At 72.0% G+C, this 15,538-nt stretch carries 16 protein-coding genes and 1 pseudogene; 6 read left to right on the top strand and 11 right to left on the bottom strand.

Annotated elements, in window-relative coordinates; genetic code table 11:
- Positions 1-2 precede the first annotated feature (2 nt).
- The 3 genes from NQO67_RS32090 to NQO67_RS32100 all read right to left on the bottom strand — a co-directional run bounded on the left by NQO67_RS32090 (position 3) and on the right by NQO67_RS32100 (position 3,548).
- Entirely contained in the window at positions 3-482 is a 480-nt protein-coding gene (locus NQO67_RS32090; protein ID WP_255953865.1) for a (2Fe-2S)-binding protein, read from the bottom strand.
- A gap of 41 nt (positions 483-523) precedes the next feature.
- Positions 524-2,869, bottom strand: coding sequence for a molybdopterin cofactor-binding domain-containing protein (locus NQO67_RS32095; protein ID WP_255953935.1), 2,346 nt, complete (start codon positions 2,867-2,869; stop codon positions 524-526).
- Positions 2,870-3,071: 202 nt separating this feature from the next.
- The gene (locus tag NQO67_RS32100) at positions 3,072-3,548 is read right to left on the bottom strand and encodes a MarR family winged helix-turn-helix transcriptional regulator (protein ID WP_255953866.1); all 477 of its coding nucleotides are present in this window, start codon (positions 3,546-3,548) and stop codon (positions 3,072-3,074) included.
- A 138-nt stretch (positions 3,549-3,686) separates the two neighbouring features.
- Here NQO67_RS32100 and NQO67_RS32105 point away from each other — a divergent pair, with 138 nt between their 5' ends.
- Positions 3,687-4,070, top strand: coding sequence for a tautomerase family protein (locus tag NQO67_RS32105; RefSeq protein WP_255953867.1), 384 nt, complete (start codon positions 3,687-3,689; stop codon positions 4,068-4,070).
- 75 nt (positions 4,071-4,145) lie between these two features.
- Here NQO67_RS32105 and NQO67_RS32110 read toward each other — a convergent pair whose 3' ends face one another.
- From NQO67_RS32110 to NQO67_RS32120, 3 genes are all read right to left on the bottom strand, one after another.
- Entirely contained in the window at positions 4,146-4,988 is an 843-nt protein-coding gene (locus NQO67_RS32110) for a VOC family protein (protein WP_255953868.1), read from the bottom strand.
- Between the two features lie 97 nt (positions 4,989-5,085).
- Positions 5,086-5,640 (bottom strand): YbaK/EbsC family protein, encoded by a 555-nt coding sequence (locus NQO67_RS32115; RefSeq protein WP_255953869.1) that lies wholly within the window; start codon positions 5,638-5,640, stop codon positions 5,086-5,088.
- A 16-nt stretch (positions 5,641-5,656) separates the two neighbouring features.
- Positions 5,657-6,229 (bottom strand): helix-turn-helix domain-containing protein, encoded by a 573-nt coding sequence (locus NQO67_RS32120; RefSeq protein WP_255953870.1) that lies wholly within the window; start codon positions 6,227-6,229, stop codon positions 5,657-5,659.
- Between the two features lie 99 nt (positions 6,230-6,328).
- On the opposite strand from NQO67_RS32120, the gene NQO67_RS32125 reads away from it, so the two are divergent.
- Positions 6,329-7,195 carry a DMT family transporter gene (locus NQO67_RS32125; protein ID WP_255953871.1) on the top strand — a complete coding sequence of 289 codons (867 nt, stop codon included), beginning with the start codon at positions 6,329-6,331 and terminating at the stop codon, positions 7,193-7,195.
- 291 nt (positions 7,196-7,486) lie between these two features.
- On the opposite strand, the pseudogene NQO67_RS32130 reads toward NQO67_RS32125, so the two are convergent.
- Positions 7,487-8,284: pseudogene (locus tag NQO67_RS32130) on the bottom strand (acyltransferase); the annotation flags it as partial.
- 290 nt (positions 8,285-8,574) lie between these two features.
- Here NQO67_RS32130 and NQO67_RS32135 point away from each other — a divergent pair.
- The gene (locus NQO67_RS32135) at positions 8,575-9,120 is read left to right on the top strand and encodes a gamma carbonic anhydrase family protein (RefSeq protein WP_255953872.1); all 546 of its coding nucleotides are present in this window, start codon (positions 8,575-8,577) and stop codon (positions 9,118-9,120) included.
- Between the two features lie 58 nt (positions 9,121-9,178).
- Here the strand turns inward: NQO67_RS32135 and NQO67_RS32140 are convergent, their stop codons facing one another.
- Both NQO67_RS32140 and NQO67_RS32145 read right to left on the bottom strand, forming a co-directional pair.
- Positions 9,179-9,925 carry a DedA family protein gene (locus tag NQO67_RS32140; RefSeq protein ID WP_255953873.1) on the bottom strand — a complete coding sequence of 249 codons (747 nt, stop codon included), beginning with the start codon at positions 9,923-9,925 and terminating at the stop codon, positions 9,179-9,181.
- A 359-nt stretch (positions 9,926-10,284) separates the two neighbouring features.
- Positions 10,285-10,737: a DUF4442 domain-containing protein gene (locus NQO67_RS32145; RefSeq protein WP_255953874.1), complete on the bottom strand. Its 453-nt coding sequence runs from the start codon at positions 10,735-10,737 to the stop codon at positions 10,285-10,287.
- Between the two features lie 208 nt (positions 10,738-10,945).
- Between NQO67_RS32145 and NQO67_RS32150 the strand changes: the two genes are divergently transcribed.
- The 3 genes from NQO67_RS32150 (at position 10,946) to NQO67_RS32160 (ending at position 14,297) form a co-directional block, all read left to right on the top strand.
- Positions 10,946-12,007 carry a DUF8017 domain-containing protein gene (locus NQO67_RS32150; protein ID WP_255953875.1) on the top strand — a complete coding sequence of 354 codons (1,062 nt, stop codon included), beginning with the start codon at positions 10,946-10,948 and terminating at the stop codon, positions 12,005-12,007.
- A 406-nt stretch (positions 12,008-12,413) separates the two neighbouring features.
- A complete protein-coding gene (locus NQO67_RS32155) occupies positions 12,414-12,773 on the top strand; it encodes a hypothetical protein (RefSeq protein ID WP_255953876.1) in 360 nt (119 codons plus the stop codon).
- A 99-nt stretch (positions 12,774-12,872) separates the two neighbouring features.
- The gene (locus NQO67_RS32160; protein WP_374119213.1) at positions 12,873-14,297 is read left to right on the top strand and encodes an MFS transporter; all 1,425 of its coding nucleotides are present in this window, start codon (positions 12,873-12,875) and stop codon (positions 14,295-14,297) included.
- A gap of 43 nt (positions 14,298-14,340) precedes the next feature.
- On the opposite strand, the gene NQO67_RS32165 is transcribed toward NQO67_RS32160, so the two are convergent.
- Both NQO67_RS32165 and NQO67_RS32170 read right to left on the bottom strand, forming a co-directional pair.
- Positions 14,341-14,610 (bottom strand): MDR/zinc-dependent alcohol dehydrogenase-like family protein, encoded by a 270-nt coding sequence (locus tag NQO67_RS32165; protein ID WP_255953878.1) that lies wholly within the window; start codon positions 14,608-14,610, stop codon positions 14,341-14,343.
- A gap of 43 nt (positions 14,611-14,653) precedes the next feature.
- On the bottom strand, positions 14,654-15,532 hold the full coding sequence (locus tag NQO67_RS32170; RefSeq protein WP_255953879.1) for a spermidine synthase: 879 nt from the start codon (positions 15,530-15,532) through the stop codon (positions 14,654-14,656).
- Positions 15,533-15,538 lie beyond the last annotated feature (6 nt).

Genomic DNA, 15,538 nt, shown 5'->3' on the forward strand with positions numbered 1-15,538 from the left:
CCTCACCCCATCCGCCGCGCCCCCTCCTGAATCGCCTCCCGGATCCGGTGGTACGTCCCGCACCGGCACACGTTGCGGATGGCGTCCAGGTCGGCCTCGGTGATGTCGCGGCCCTCCGCGCGAGCTCGGCGCACCAGGTCCACCGCCGCCATGATCTGGCCGGGCTGGCAGTAGCCGCACTGGGCGACGTCGTTCTCCAGCCAGGCCTCCTGCATGGGGTGGAGTGCGGTGTCGACGGTGTCGGCGAGGCCCTCGATCGTGGTGACCTCGTCGTCGGGGCCGATGTCCTTCACCTGCACGGCGCACGGGTTGAACGCCTCGCCGTTGAGGTGGCTGGTGCAGGCCCGGCAGACCCGTAGGCCGCAGCCGTACTTGGGGCCGGTGACGCCAAGGCGGTCGCGGAGCACCCACAGCAGCCGTACGTCGTCCGCGACGTCGACGGTGACGCGCTTGCCGTTGAGGATGAAGGTCTGGTCGGGCACGGCGGCCCCTTCCGTTGAGTTCTCGGGCCAGGGCGTGGAGGTCAGGCGCGGTGCGCGAGGCCGTCGGTGGGCGAGGGCGGGATCGGCGGCGTGCTGGGCAGCGGCTCGAAGTGCAGGTCGTCCGCGTGGTTGAGGGGGAACTCGGTGAGGTCCGTGGGGCTGGTGCCGGTGGCGCGTGCATAGGCGCACGCCACAGCGGCGAAGGTGGCGGCCACCCCCAGCTCGCCCGCGCCGCCGGGGCTGTCGGTCGTCGGCGGCATGACGATCACCTGGAGTTCGGGCGGGGCGTTCCACTGGCGGGTGTAGAAGTAGTTGTCCCAGCTGCCTTCCAGGAAGTGGCCGTCCTTCAGGTGCAGGCTGGAGCTGAGCGCCAGGGCGATGCCGTCCATGGCGCCGCCCATCATCTGGGCTTCCAGGCCGCGCGGGTTGACGGGCAGGCCGACGTCGACGGCGACCACGACCTTCGTCACCCGCGGTCCGGCGTAGGCCTCGCCCTCCACCGGGCGGTTCACCGTCTCGGGCCGGCAGTCGATCTCCACCAGCGCCGCGACCGCGCCCTTGTACTCGGGGTGGAGGGCGATGCCCTGGGCGGTGCCGGCCGGCATCGCACGGCCCCACTGGCCGACCTCGGCGACCTTGTCGAGGACGGCGCGGTGCCGGTCCTTCTTCAGCAGCCGGCGGCGGAAGGCCAGCGGGTCCTGCCGGGTCTCGTGGGCGAGCCGGTCCATGACCAGTTCCTGGGCGCACCGCACGTCGGGCGAGTAGATGTTGCGCATGCTGCCGGTGTTGAAGCCGTGGTCGGCCTCGTTCAGCAGCAGGGTGGTGACGCCGAGGTCGTACGGTATCTCCTGGGTCAGCAGGAAGATCGTCTGCGAGAAGGTCGCGTCGCCGACCGGCAGCCGGGCCGCCGCTGCGGTGATCATCTCGCCGAGGCCATGGCCGAACTCGGTGACGACGCTCGTCTGTCGCTGTTCGTAGGTGAGGATCTCGCCCGCCAGCAGGGTGGCGCGGATCCGCGAGGTGCACATGGGGTGGGTGCGGCCCTGCCGGAAGTCGTCCGTGCGGTGCCACATCAGCTTGACGGGCTTGCCCATCGCCTTCGACACCTGAGCGGCCTCCAGCGCCGCGTCGGAGAACAGCCGGCGGCCGAAGGAGCCGCCGCCCTCGGTGACATGCACGGTGACGGCGTGTTGCGGCAGGCCGAGCCGGGTGGCGATCTCCTGCTGGGCCTCGATGGGCGACTTCAGCGGGCTCCAGATCTCGGCGGAGCCGTCGCGGACGTCCGCGACGGCGCAGTTGGGCTCCAGGGCGCTGTTGCTGCGGAACCTGAAGGTGAAGGACGCGTCGACGGTCTTCGTGAGGATCGGCACCTTCGGCACGACCAGCGGGATCTCGGCCGCCTTCAGTTCCCGTAGCACGCTGGCGTCCGAGGCCCCTTCGGCGGTGCCCGGGCCCCAGTCGACGTCGAGCGCCCGCACCGCGTCGATGCACTGGCCGAAGGTCTCACCACGCACCGCCACGCCGGTGGCGACGGTGGCGACATCGGTGATGCCGGGCAGCGCCGCGACCTCGGAGGCGTTGCGCACCGAGCGCACCCTGCCGTTGATGGTGGGCGGGCGGCAGATCATGGTCGGCAGCGCGCCGGGGACGTCGAGGTCCATGGCGTACTTCTTGCGTCCGGTGACGGCGTCCAGGGCGTCGACGCGGGAGCGCGGGGTGCCGATCACGGTGAAGTCGGCACGCGCCTTGAGCGTGACCGCGACCTTCTTCGTGGTGTCCTGGGCGGCCTTGGCTGCGAGGGCCCCGTAGTCGATCGTGCGGCCGGCCGCGCTGGTGATCACGCCCAGGTGGGTGGTCAGGTTCGCGACCTCGTCGCCGAGCTCGATCGCGGCGGCGCGCAGCAGTTGCCCGCGGGCGGTGGCGGCCGCCACCCGGATCGGGGTGTAGGTCGAGATGGTGGTGTTGGAGCCGCCGGTGAGCTGGTTGAACAGCAGCTCGGGGCGGGCGTTCGCGAGGGACACCCGCACCTTCTCCAGGGGCAGGTCGAGTTCCTCGGCGATGAGCATGGCCGTGGAGGTGGTGATGCCCTGCCCGACCTCGGCGCGCGGCAGCGCGAAGGAGGCGGTGCCGTCCTCGTGGACGGTGACGGTGATCAGGGCGGAGGTCGGCAGGGCCGCGTCGGTGAGCAGGTCGTTCAGGTCGGCGATGTCGGTGACGCCGGGCGGGGAGGGCAGCGCCTCGGCGGGCGGTGCCGCCGCCGTCGCACCGATCTCCGCTGCGGCCACCAGGGTGGGCGCCGCGAGGAGGAACCCTAGGAAGCTCCTGCGTTCCAGCCCGCCGGCGCCGCCGTCGATACCGGGCTCGCCCGCCCGCTGCTCGTCTTTCATTCCGCTGCCCTCGCCTCGTCCGGAACGCCCCTCGTCCGCCTTCGCGGTGGCCCGCCGCGGACGGACCAGGGGCGAAGAGGTGGGCATCATGGATTCATGCGGAGATCACAATAGATAACTTTGCGTGGCGGGGAACCCCTCGGAACGGCCCGATTCCGGCCGGCGGCCCCGAGGACGACGGACCGTTTCCGCGGCCACCGGCTCAACTGCCGGTCACCGCTTCCTCGTAGGCGAGCAGGGTGTCGACGAACATCCGGCGTTGCTCGGGGGTGAGCGGATCCAGCGCACGCGCCCAGGCCGTCGCGCCCCCCGCCAGCCAGTCCTCGATGGGTTGCCGCATGCCGTCGGTGACGCTGATGATGCGCCGGCGCCGGTCCGACGCGTCCTCGCGCCGCTCCAGGACACCCTGCCGGCTGAGGTCCGAGACCATCAGGCTCACGGTCGTCGGCGCCACCTCCAGGCGGACGGCCATCTCGTTGACGGTCATCGGCCCGTCGAAGAGCAGATACGACAACAGCGACAGGTGCCGGGGCGCGAGCGAGCGCAGCTCCTCCGGAGGCCGCAGCCGCTTCGCCCGGCCGACCAGCCGGGGCATGAGCAGCAGCAGGGCACGCACCGCGTCGTCGACATCGAGCCCCGTGCCCGTCGGGCCGCCTCGCCGCCTGCCGCTGGATGACATCGGCCACTCTCCCAGTTTTTCTTTGGTTACAAATATGCTTTGCTTGAAAAGCAATTCTTGGTGGTGGGGCGCCACACGCCCACCACTGCTCCCGCGCGCCCATCCGGCCCGCCACCCACCCGTCGAACGGAGCCCACCATGCCGCACTTCACCGTCCAGATCTGCGAAGAAGCCCTCGACACCGAGGTCGAACGGGGCCTCATCAAGGCGCTCACCGGCACCATCGGCGCCGTCTTCGGCGCCCGGGCCCAGGCGCTCGTGCCGGTCGTCGAGTTGGTCGGCATCCCCGGGCGGCGCTGGGGCGTCGGCGGCGAGCCGACCGCCGGCGGTACCCCCGCCCCCGTGGTGACGCTCGGCCTGCGCGAACGTGCGCTCAGCCTGCCGGACGCACCGGCGCAGCTGATCGGCGCCATCACGGACGCCGTGGCCGGGGTCCTGGGCACGTCCGTGCGCGCCCGCACCACCGTCGTACTCGCCGGGGTGCCGGCCGGCCGCTCCGGGGTGGGCGGCGAGGTGGTGTGAGGTCGGCCGGGCCAGGCCCGCTGCCCCGCCGGCCCGCATGTGCGCCTACCGGGTCGCCCGGGTGGGCGCGCGGGTTCATCCGCGGTGCGGCCGGGCCAGGTCGGCGATCACCCGGTCCTGGTCGGCGACCAGATCCGCGGTCCGGCCGGCGCGCCAGGCGACGCTGCGGCCGCCGGCCCGGAGCAGCGCGGTACGGGTCGCGCCGGGGTCGGCGGTGTCGACGCCGATCGCCCTGATGCCGAGCAGGTCGGGCTCCGGCCGCCAGGGGCTGGGCGTGGTGTCGACGTCGAAGCTGAAGACCTCCAGCACGGTACTGCCGGCGCGGAAGTAGGTGATGAGGAAGCCGCGTTCGTCCGTGCCGCGCCGATCCAGCTGGCCGACCACGGGGATGCCGAGGGTGTCGCGGTAGTAGGCGAGCGCCCGGTCGACGTCGGAGACGGTGACCGCGACATGGTCCAGGCGCGGCTCGCCGTCCCAGCCGGCGCCCAGGCCGGCCTCCTCTTCCGCGGCCAACTCGGGCGACCACAGCGGCTGGTACCGGATCGGTCCGGCGACGAACTCCAGGTGCGTGCCGTCCGGATCGGCGAAGAACGCCAGCCGCACTCCACCGAAGGCGTCGAGCGGCTGGAGGCGGATCTCGACCCCGGCCTCGACCAGCCGCGCGATACGGGAGTCGACCTCGTCGACCTTGAACCCGACGTGCCGGAAGCCGCACTGGAGGTCATCGCCGTCCCAGCCGCTCGGTGTGCCGTCCGGTCCCGTCTCGACCAGCTTCACGCGGGCCGCGCCGGCCTGCATCAGCAGGGTGTCACCGCCGCTCTCGGCGGCGACCGGCGTGAAGCCCAGCAGTCCCCCGTAGAACTCCTGGGAGCGGGTGAGGTCGCGCACCCCGATCTCGACGTGTGACATGACGGCCATGGCGGGTCCCTCTCCGCTGGGATTCGGATGTGGTCGGCCGGCCTGCGGGCGACGGCCGGAGGCGGCTTCAGGCGGTGCGTGCCTCGGGTGGCGGCGGTCAGCCGCCCAGGTGCTCCAGGACCTCGGCGCCCGGCAGTTCGGCCAGCGCCTTGCCGGGCACGATGAGCTTGCCGCGCCGTGCGCCGCTGCCGATCACCACGTGCGGCAGGTCGACGACCGCGGAGTCCACCAGCAGCGGCCAGCCCGCCGGCAGGCCGATCGGGGTGATACCGCCGTACTCCATGCCGGTCTCGCCGGTGGCGGTGTCCATCGGCGCGAACGACGCCTTGCGGACGCCCAGGTGACGGCGCACCACGCCGTTGACGTCCAGCCGCGTGGTGGACGGTACGACGCACGCGGCCAGGCTGGTGGCGCCGCCCCGCTTGCCGGCCACCACCACGCAGTTCGCCGAGCTCGCCAACAGCTCGGGCCCGTAGTGCTCGACGAAGGTCGCGGTGTCGGCCCACTCCGGCTCGGTGTCGACGAGGAGCAACTGCTCGGCGGGGACACTGCCGCGCCAGTGGCGCACGGCTTCGGCGACCGGGCCCACCAGACGGTCCAGGCACTCGGGAACGGGGATGGCGTCGGCGAAGTTTCCGAGGGGTGCACGCATGGCGGCACGCTAACAGTCAGGGCGGCGGCGGCACCGACACGGCCATCGTCATCCGCATCGGCTCCGTGCCGTCGTTGCGGTAGTCGTGCGGCACATGGGACTCGAAGGTGGCGGAGGTGCCTTCCGGCACCGCGTGCTCCACGCCGTCGACGACGAGGGTGAGCGTGCCCTGCTGTACCTGCAGCAACTCGACGGTGCCCACCGGGTGCGGGTCGGACGTGCTGCCGTCGCCGGGCATCAGCAGCCAGGACCACAGCTCCAGCGGGCCGCGCTTCTCCGCGCCCACCAGCAGCGTGGCACGGCTGCCCTTCGGGGTCGACCACATGACCACCGCCTGGCCCTGGGGGACCAGGCGGACCTGCGGTCCCTGCTCGTAGTCGAGCAGTGTGGTGATGCTGATGCCGAGCGCGTCGGCGAGTTTGACGGTGGTGCCCACGCTCGGGTTGGTGCGGGCCTGCTCGATCTGGATGATCATGCCGCGGCTGACTCCCGCACGTGCGGCGAGCGCGTCCAGGGTGAAGCCACGCTCACCCCGCCAGCGCTTGAGATTGCGCGCCAGCGACTGCGTGAGCTGATCGAGGTCCGACACGTCCCGTCCAATATTTTGAATGCTAGAGTGCAGTTTAATGCACTACCGTCTAGTGCGCTCGTGATCCACCGCACTGTACTGCTTCTGTGAGGACCCCCCATGACCGCACTCTTCGCCCTGGCCACCAGCCTGCTCTGGGGGTTGGCCGACTTCGGCGGCGGGATGCTCACCCGGCGGTTTCCCGCACTCACCGTGGTCGTCGTCTCGCAGACGATTGCGGCCGTGGTGCTCGGCGTGGTGGTGACCGTCGCGGGCGGCTGGGGCGACACCAGCCCGCGCCTGTGGTTCGCGGTGGCCGCGGGCGCGGTCGGCCCGGTCGCCATGCTCGCCTTCTACAAGGCACTGGCCCTCGGTCCCATGGGAGTCGTCTCCCCGCTCGGCTCGCTCGGCGTCGCCGTGCCGGTGGCGCTGGGTCTCGTGCTCGGCGAGCGGCCGGGCCTCGCCCAGGTCGCCGGCATCGCGGTGGCGGTGGCGGGCGTCGTGCTGGCCGGTGGCCCGCAGTGGCGCGGTGCGCCGGTGCAACGCCGGGCCATCGCCCTCACCCTGCTCGCCGCGGTCGGCTTCGGTGCGGTGATGGCCTTGATCTCCGAGGCCTCGACGAGCGTGCCGGGCCTGTTCCTCGCCCTGTTCGTACAGCGGGTGACCAACGTCGCGGTGGGTGGCGCGGCGCTGGTCCGGTCGGTGCGCCGCGGAAACCCCGCGCTCCCCTCGGATGTCACCGCGCACGCTCTGTGGAGCACGATGCCCGCGCTCACCTTCGTCGGTCTCGCCGACGTCGCGGCCAACGGCACGTACGCGGTCGCCGCCCAGCACGGCCCGGTCACCGTGGCGGCGGTGCTCGCCTCGCTGTATCCGGTGGTGACGGCGCTCGCCGCACGCGGGGTGCTCAGCGAGCGGCTGCGCGGCGTCCAGGCGGCGGGGGCCGGGCTCGCCCTCGTCGGCGCGGTCCTGCTGGCCTCGGGCTGACCCGCGGCACGGCGGTTCAGGATTGACGTACGCAGCTTCCGAACTCCGGAGCCCCGTACATCAGGCGCTGGGCCTGCCCTCCTCCGTCGCCACCAAGCGATCGGCGCCCCTGCCCGTGTCGTGCTCCGGGCGGTCGGTGTCCTGCCGGGCGACACCGGTCACGGCCTGCTCCAGTGCCGGCGGTGCGCCGCGCTCCCCGGCCGGGTCGAGTCGCCCTGCCACGGCCCGTTTTCCCGCGCCGCCGCGTTCCTGCCACCCGGCCGCGTCCGTCGCATCGCCCCCGGTGCGTGCAGCACCGTCGTCGCCGGCCAGGGGCACGGGGTCGGCCGCCGCGCGTCGGGCCTCCTCGGCGGCCGCCTCCTCCTGCCGCACCCGTTCCAGCAGTTCCTCGACGGTCATGCCGTCCGGGATCGGTTCGGGCGCGGGGGTGCGCAGGGGCGGCTGCCAGCCGGTGTCGGGGCACCAGCGGCGCACCACCCGGGCCGGCGCCCCGGCGACCACGCAGTGGTCCGGCACCCTGCCACGCACCACCGAGCCCGCGGCGACGACCACGTTCCGCCCCAGCACCGCACCGGGCAGGATCACCGCCCCGGTGCCGATCCAGCAGCCGGGCCCGATCTCCACCGGCGCCTTGCGGGGCCACTGACGGCCGATCGGCTCGTCCGGGTCGTCGTAGGAGTGGTTCATCGACGTGACGTACACGTACGGGCCGAAGTAGCAGTCGGCGCCGATGGTGACCTTGGTGTAGGCGATCACATGGCTGCCGCGCCCCAGCACCACACCGTCGCCGATCCGCAGCAGCGGGTCGGGACCGAGGTCGAAGCCGGGTCCGAGACCGGCGGTGAGGGTGACCTGCTCGGCGATGATGCAGTGCCCGCCGAGCCGGATCCACTGCTCGCCGAAGACCGTGCCCTGCGGGAACGCCAGCAGGGTGCCGTCGCCGATCGCGCCGAACCGCAGCCGCCCGGGATGTTCCCTGGTCACCGTGCCCGCCCGCCGCGCCCATGCCCAGCCGGCATGGACGAGGAACTGCGTGAGGCGGCGCCACCACGTCGTCGGGGACGAGAACAGCTTCTTGCTCTTCGGCACCCGCACACCGTACTCAGCACCGCCCCCGTCACCGCGGTCACCCCGCGATCTTCCCCACCCGATGCCACCCGGTACCCGCACCCTGCGCGCCCCGCCCCGTGTACCCCACGCTGCCAGCGGGTGCGGCGCATCGCTTAGCCTGCGGACACTGCGGACACATCGCCTGGCTTGCGGATCACCCGGTGAGCCCGGTCAGCGGGCGGTCGCCGGCCGGGCCGTCGGCCGGGCCCTGAAGGAAACGCGGCATCTGCCGCCCCGGGGACGCAGCCATGACACAGCAAGGAGGCCCGATGGCCGAGGGAGCACTGATCAGCGCGGTGGGCGGCAAGGAGCCGGCCGTCGACGAGGGGGCGTTCGTGGCGCCCATGTCCGTGGTGATCGGCGAGGTGACGGTGCGGGCGGGCGCCAGCGTCTGGTACGGCGCGGTGTTGCGCGCCGACTGCGCCCCGATCGTGCTCGGCGCGGACAGCAACGTTCAGGACAACGCGACCGTGCACGCCGACCCCGGTTTCCCGGTCAGCATCGGCGAGCGGGTGTCGATCGGCCACAACGCGGTCCTGCACGGCTGCACGGTCGAGCCCGACTCCCTGATCGGGATGGGGGCCACCGTGCTCAACGGCGCGGTGATCGGTGCCGGCTCCCTGGTCGCCGCGCAGGCACTGGTGCCCCAGGGCATGCAGGTGCCGCCGGGGTCCCTGGTGGCGGGTGTGCCCGCGAAGGTGCGCCGGCAGCTGACGGAGGAGGAGCGTGCGGGTCTCGTCCTGAACGGCACGGTGTACACGGAGCTGGCCAGGACGCACAGCGCCGCACACGAGGACGATCCCGGCGCGGCGTAACGCACTGCACTGCCTACTCTCGACGGGCCCGGTCCCGGCGGGGCCCGTCTCGACGGGCCTAGTCGGTGCCGCCCTGCCCGGGCCCCGGCACCGTCTCGGCCGCCCGGTCCGCTTCCCCGGCCGGAGCGGCACCGGCGGCTGCCGGGCCGTGGTCCGGCGTGCCCGCCGGATCGTCGCCGGCCGTGGCGGCGGAGACGGCTGCGCCGGCCTGCTTGGCCTTGCGCCGCACGACCAGCAGGGAGCCCAGACCGATGAGGACGGCGACGGCGAGACCCAGGTAGGAGAAGCGCTTGAGCCAGGGCTCGGCGACCACACCGACGTAGTAGATGACGGCGGTCGTGCCGCCGGCCCAGACCACTCCGCCGAGCAGGTTGGCGGTGAGGAACTTCCAGTACGGCATGCGCAGCACGCCCGCGAGGGGGCCGGCGAAGATCCGCAGCAGGGCCACGAAGCGACCGAAGAAGACCGCCCACATGCCCCACTTCTCGAAGGATCGCTCGGCGGCCGCGACATGGCCGGGCGAGAAGTGCTTGGGGAAGGTGCGCCCGAGCCAGCCGAGCAGCGGGCGCCCGCCCCTGCGCCCGATGGCGTAGCCGATGGAGTCGCCGATGACGGCGCCGGCGCTGGCACAGGCGCCGAGTACCACCGGATCGACGGTGCCCTTCTGGGAGGACAGCAGCGCGGCGGCCACCAGAACGATCTCACCGGGCAGCGGGATGCCCAGGCTCTCCACGCCGACGACCACGCCCACCAGGACATAGACGCTGATCGCCGGTACCTGTGCAAGCCACTGCTGCACGTCCAACGCTGATCCTCCCGCATTCCCCGCGTACCCGCGGCCTCCGCAGCTCCACGGCCACCAGAGGTTCCCCCGCCACTGTCCGCGCATCCCCCGCGCACCCTAGGCAGCGTACCGGGTCATCCCCGCCGGACGGCTCGAACACGACGAGGCATGCGCAAGGCGCGCACGTGGCACGCGGGTGCCGGACCGGGGGTCACCCCCGGGGGAACGGCTCCGATGGGGCGCGGCGGGCGTCGAGCGGAGATTTCTCACCATGCGCCCCGCACCGCCACGTCGCCGGGTCTGCGGCTCCTCGCCCCCGCACCGCGGCGACCCCCCCCGGCGCCGCACTCGCCCCCGCGAGGGCCCAGGGCTCGGTCGCCTCAACCGTTCGGCCGCAGCGTCCACACGACCGTCATCTCGCCCGTCACGGCACCGTCCTCGCGCTGGAGGTCGATGGCGACCGGGAATTCCGGCCGGCCGCCCGCGTCGAGTTCCGCAACGACTTCTGCCACCGGGCGCCCCAGGGTCGCCGTGGCGGTCACCGGCCCCATGGCCAGTTTCTTGTAGCCGATCTCGGCCCGTACCGCGAGTGGCACCGCACGCGAGAGCTGATCGCCGAAGGCCGTGAGCACGATGGCGCCGCTGGCGGACTCGGCCAGCGTGAACATGGCGCCGGCGTGCGGGCCGCCGATGTGGTTGTGGTACTGGGGCTGGTCCGGCAGCCGCAGCACGGCACGTTCCCGGGTGACCTCGATGAACTCCAGGTTCAAGGTGCGCACCATCGGGACCGCGGCGGCCAGCATGTCGCCCATCGAGGCACTTTCTACTGTCATGCGCGAGATGTTACTGGTCGGTAGTATCGGCTGGCCACCCCCCGCCGGCAGGCCCGTGCCACCGAAACCGGTAGACGTTGCCGACGGCCTCCCCGGACGCACACCCCGAATATCGCGCGCGGCGCGCCGGCGGTGTCACGGATCCGGTACGGAGCCGAAGAGGGCCGGTGACCCAACCGTGCCCCCGGCGCCACTAGGGTGAGGACCCATGTGGCCAGGAGAGCAGCCGCCCGGGGGCGAGCAGAACCCGCAGAATCAGAGTCAAAACCCCTATCAGCAGCCGGGGTACCAGCAACCCAACCCGTACCAGCAGCCGGGGTACCAGCAGCAGAACCCCTATGCCACGCAGCCGGGTCAACAGCCGCAGCAGCCGGGCCAGCAGCCGCAATGGGCTGCTCCGACCGTGCCGATGGGCTCACCTCAACCGCCGCGGGACGACCGCAAGAAGACGATGGTCACGGCCCTGGTCGCGGTGGGCGCCGTCGTCGTGGCGGCCGGCGTCACGGGTTTCCTGGTGCTGGGCGGCGACAAGGACGACAAGGCGGACCCCAAGCCGTCCGGCTCCCCTTCGGCGTCCACCTCCTCCTCGAGCAGCGCGAACCCGAGTGCCTCGGCCTCCGGTGGCGGCAATCCGCGGGGGACGGAGAGCAAGGTCAAGCCGACCATCCCGGGCTGGAAGGTGGTGGTGAACCCGCGTTGGGGCACCGCCTTCGACGTGCCGCCGGACTGGGAAGTGGACACGCCCGGCGTGGACGTGGGCTTCTCCGACAAGAAGCACCCCGACGGCTCACCCCTGATCGTGATGTCCGCACCCGCCTACGACAAGAAGAAGTGGTGCACGACGGACGACGATCACGACGGCACCCCGGACGACACCGCCCTCGCCATGGTGGGCACCAAGGGCCAGAACGGCGCCAAGGACACGAAGACACCCGCGCAGAACGACCCGGCCTGGTGGGTTTTCGGCGGTTACACGGACCAGAAGGAGTCCGACAAGAAACTGCTGACGATGGGCAAGGTGAAGTCGTACACCACCAAGGCCGGGATCGAGGGCTCGGTGGGAACCACCTACTCCAAGGGCGTGAAGAAGGACGGCAAGTGCGACTCGGACGGGAAGGCCACCACGTTCGCGTTCAAGAACTCCAAGGGTGATTTCGTCTCCTGGACTTTCGTCGGCGCCAAGGGCGTCAAGGACGAGGTGCCCGAGGCGACCGTCCAGAAGATCCTCAGCACGGTGCGGCTCAGCGGCGAGGAGCCCACGGGAGGCTGAACCAGCCCTTGCCACTCCCCCGGCCGGCGTCCTTTGGGATGCCGGCCGACGTGTGTCCGGCCGCGCCCACACTCCGGCAGGTCGGACAGCCGGACGACGCCCGCCTTGAACACAGCCACGACCACGGCCACGGCCACGGCCACGGCCACGGCCACGGCGGAATCGTGACGAACGACACTGCGTTCAAAACCAGCCAGAGAACAATGTGCCCGCCTCTTGAGGGAAGACTTTCCGCCCCAGGCTGAGCAGAGCATTCGCGGACTATCAACACCGGGCAGCCTTCGGCCACATAGCAGATTCAGCCACTCAAAAATCGCTTGACGAGCACAAAACGCGCTCTTAGGCTCCGCCTGTCATGTTTGCGTCAATACAGAAAGGCGCAGACAATACGCGAGAAAGGCTCACCATGCGTAAGGCCCTGTCATCCTGGCTCGTCCCGGCCGCTCTGGCCGGATCGACACTCCTCTTCATCAGCGCGTTTCCCGCCTCGGCCACGGCGAATACGACTGCGCCCAGCCCGGTGGCCGCTGGATCCTTTTCATGTGACACCAGTTCGAAAACCTACACGGTGAGCGTAGAGAAAGCAGCCGCCCACAGCACGCCGTCACCGAATTCCTCGGTGGTCGAGTACAAGTACAAGGGCAACTCCATCGCGAGCAAATATCACTGCAGCAACTCGAGCGGAGAATGGGTCTGTTACGCGAGCTGTGTCGTGGAGGAGGACCAGATCACCGGAAGATGGATAAACGAGAATGATCTGGCCTGACCGGAGCGCTGACCCGCCAGAGGGGACCGGAGCTCAGAAGCGGGCCAGGCAGAATACGATTAGCGGTCGCTCACTGGAGCACGCCATAGTGCAACAGTGATATCGCGCATAGCCGCTGCCCGCTCCTCCCTGCGCCCCTCGTGGGCGGGCCGGAACTACAGTCTGTTGACCGCCGCCGCGGTGGTGACGAACCTGGGCAGCCAGGGTGCCTTGATCGCGGCGGCGTTCGCCGTGCTCCAGTCGGGCGGCGACAGCACCGACGTGGGCGTGGTGGCGGCCGCCCGCACCCTGCCGCTGGTGCTCTTCCTGCTGGTCGCGGGCGCCGTCGCCGACCGCCTGCCGCGGCATCGGGTGATGGTCGCAGCGAACGCGCTCAGCTGCGTCTCGCAGGCCGTGTTCGGGGCGCTGGTGGTGACCGGGAACGCACGGTTGTGGGAGATGGTGCTGCTGACCGCGCTCGGCGGTACCGGCCTGGCCTTCTTCAGCCCGGCCTCCGAGGGCATGCTGATGGCGTCGGTGAGCGGGGCACAGGCGAGCCGGGCGTTCGCGGTCTACCGGATGGCGCAGAACGGTGCGGGCATCGGCGGTGCCGCGCTGGGCGGGGCGCTGGTGGCGGTGCTCGGGCCCGGCTGGGTACTCGTCGTGGACGCGGTCTGCTTCGCGGTGGCGGCGGCCCTGCGCGGGCTGCTCCAACTCGATCTGTCCGGGCCGCGTGACGCGGCCGGCAGCATGCTCGCCCAGTTGCGCGAGGGCTGGCGGGAGTTCATCGGCCGCCCCTGGCTGTGGTCGATCGTCGCCCAGTTCTCCATCGTGGTCGCCGTCGTCGGCGCGGCCGAGTCCGTCTACGGTCCGCTGGTCGCGCGGGACGAACTGGGCGGCGCGGGACCGTGGGGGCTGGCGCTCGGCGCCTTCGGCGTCGGCACGGTCGGGGGTGCGCTGCTCATGGTGCGGTGGAAGCCCCGGCGGCTGCTGTTCGCCGGCACCCTCTGCGTCTTCCCGCTGGCCATGCCGTCGGCGGCGCTCGCGGTTCCCCTGCCGGTGGGCCCGCTGGCCGTGGTGATGTTCGTCAGCGGCGTCTGCATCGAGGTGTTCGGGGTCGCCTGGGTCACGACGATGCACCAGGAGATCCCCGAGGAGATGTTCTCCCGCGTCTCGTCCTACGACTGGCTCGGCTCCATCGGTCTGCTGCCGCTGGCCACGGCCGTCGCGGGCCCCGCGGAGCGCGCGTTCGGGCGGAGCACGGCGTTGTGGAGCTGTGCGGCGCTGGTGGTGCTGACGACGGCCGCGGTGCTGTTCGTACCGGACGTCCGACGGCTCACCCGCCGTACGCACGAGCCGGCCGCGACGCCGGCCGCCCACCCGCCGCCGACCACCGGCATGCTCGCCCCGGAGCACACACCGACCGAGCCCGATCCTGCCCTGCCCGGGGAGGAGCCGGCCGTGTCGGGTGCCCGCCGAGCCGGCCCGGCCGATGCCGGCGAGCCGTCGGGGGCGGCGGGGCGCCCGCCCGGGACGCGGACGTGATCACCGTAGAGCACGTGGTGCCCGTCACGTGGTGTCCGCCGTCTCAGCGGGTGTCCCCGTTCCAGTCCCACTTCCGCGGGTCGCTCGGGCGGGGCAGGTACTCGGCCCGGCCGCCCGCTCCGTACGCGCCTATCTCCGTGTTCAGTGCGGCCCCGGTGGTCAGCTCAGGGGTGCTCCAGCCGGTGACGTCCAGCAGGAGCCCGTCGAGCGGGCCCCCGACCAACTCGCGGTAGACGTGCCCGGGCTGCGGTCCGGGGTCCGGGTCCTCGTGGTCGGCGCCGTACACACGTCGCGGCGGCAGCATCTCCTCCATACCGGGCAGCATCTCACCGGGGTCTGACAATCGCGTCCACCGCTCAGCCCACGCTGAACGTGCCGTCCGGCGGCGGTGGTGAGGGGGCCGCGTCCGCGTCGCGTACCGGTGCGGCGTTCCCGATCAGTCGTCGCAGCGCCGCACCGTGCTCGACCCGGGCGGGGAAGGCGTCGCCCGCCGTGTGACGGGTCAGCGCCGCGACGTCGATCTCCCGGTGTGCGGCGACCAGCAGGATGTTGCCGAACCGGCGGCCCCGCAGCACCGCGGGCTCGGCGATCAGCGCCAGTTCGCCGAAGACCGCGGCCAGCGTGGCCAGCTGGCCGCGCAGGAACGTGAACGGTGTGCCGTCGGCGAGATTGGCGATGTACCGGCCGTCGGCCCGCAGCACGCGCTCCACTGCGCGGACGTAGGTGAGGGAGGTGAGATGCGCGGGGACCCGGGAGCCGCCGAACACATCGCCGATGACGACGTCCGCGTGGTCGGACGGCGCGGCCTCCAACCAGCCGCGGGCGTCCGCCGCGTGCACGGTGATGTCCGCGGTGGCCGGCAGCGGCAGGTGCTCCCGGACGAGCTGGAGCAGCCCGTGGTCGGCTTCCACCACGTCCTGCCGGGAGCCGGGACGTGTGACGGCCAGGTAGCGCGGCAGGGTGAGGGCCCCACCGCCGAGGTGCACCGCGTCCACCGGCCGGCCGGGCGGCGCCAGGGTGTCCAGCACGTGCCCCATCCGGCGCGCGTACTCGAACTCCAGATGCGTGGGCTCGTCCAGGTCGACGTAGGACTGCGGCGCCCCGTCGACGGTCAGCAGCCAGGCGTGCGCGCGGTCCACGTCCGGCAGCAGTTTCGCGATGCCGCCCGCCACGGCCCTGGTCACCGGCACGGCATCGCCGTCGCCCTCGTCGCGGGTGGGCTCCTCGTCGTCCACCCGCTC

The sequence above is a fragment of the Streptomyces odontomachi genome, assembly GCF_024435355.1.
Lineage (GTDB): Bacteria > Actinomycetota > Actinomycetes > Streptomycetales > Streptomycetaceae > Streptomyces > Streptomyces odontomachi.

Coding starts and splice junctions, on each gene's coding strand:
- NQO67_RS32095 (WP_255953935.1), bottom strand. CDS start 2,869: ATGAAAGACGAGCAGCGGGCGGGCGAGCCCGGTATCGACGGCGGCGCC.
- NQO67_RS32100 (WP_255953866.1), bottom strand. CDS start 3,548: ATGTCATCCAGCGGCAGGCGGCGAGGCGGCCCGACGGGCACGGGGCTC.
- NQO67_RS32105 (WP_255953867.1), top strand. CDS start 3,687: ATGCCGCACTTCACCGTCCAGATCTGCGAAGAAGCCCTCGACACCGAG.
- NQO67_RS32110 (WP_255953868.1), bottom strand. CDS start 4,988: ATGGCCGTCATGTCACACGTCGAGATCGGGGTGCGCGACCTCACCCGC.
- NQO67_RS32115 (WP_255953869.1), bottom strand. CDS start 5,640: ATGCGTGCACCCCTCGGAAACTTCGCCGACGCCATCCCCGTTCCCGAG.
- NQO67_RS32125 (WP_255953871.1), top strand. CDS start 6,329: ATGACCGCACTCTTCGCCCTGGCCACCAGCCTGCTCTGGGGGTTGGCC.
- NQO67_RS32135 (WP_255953872.1), top strand. CDS start 8,575: ATGGCCGAGGGAGCACTGATCAGCGCGGTGGGCGGCAAGGAGCCGGCC.
- NQO67_RS32145 (WP_255953874.1), bottom strand. CDS start 10,737: ATGACAGTAGAAAGTGCCTCGATGGGCGACATGCTGGCCGCCGCGGTC.
- NQO67_RS32150 (WP_255953875.1), top strand. CDS start 10,946: ATGTGGCCAGGAGAGCAGCCGCCCGGGGGCGAGCAGAACCCGCAGAAT.
- NQO67_RS32155 (WP_255953876.1), top strand. CDS start 12,414: ATGCGTAAGGCCCTGTCATCCTGGCTCGTCCCGGCCGCTCTGGCCGGA.
- NQO67_RS32165 (WP_255953878.1), bottom strand. CDS start 14,610: ATGGAGGAGATGCTGCCGCCGCGACGTGTGTACGGCGCCGACCACGAG.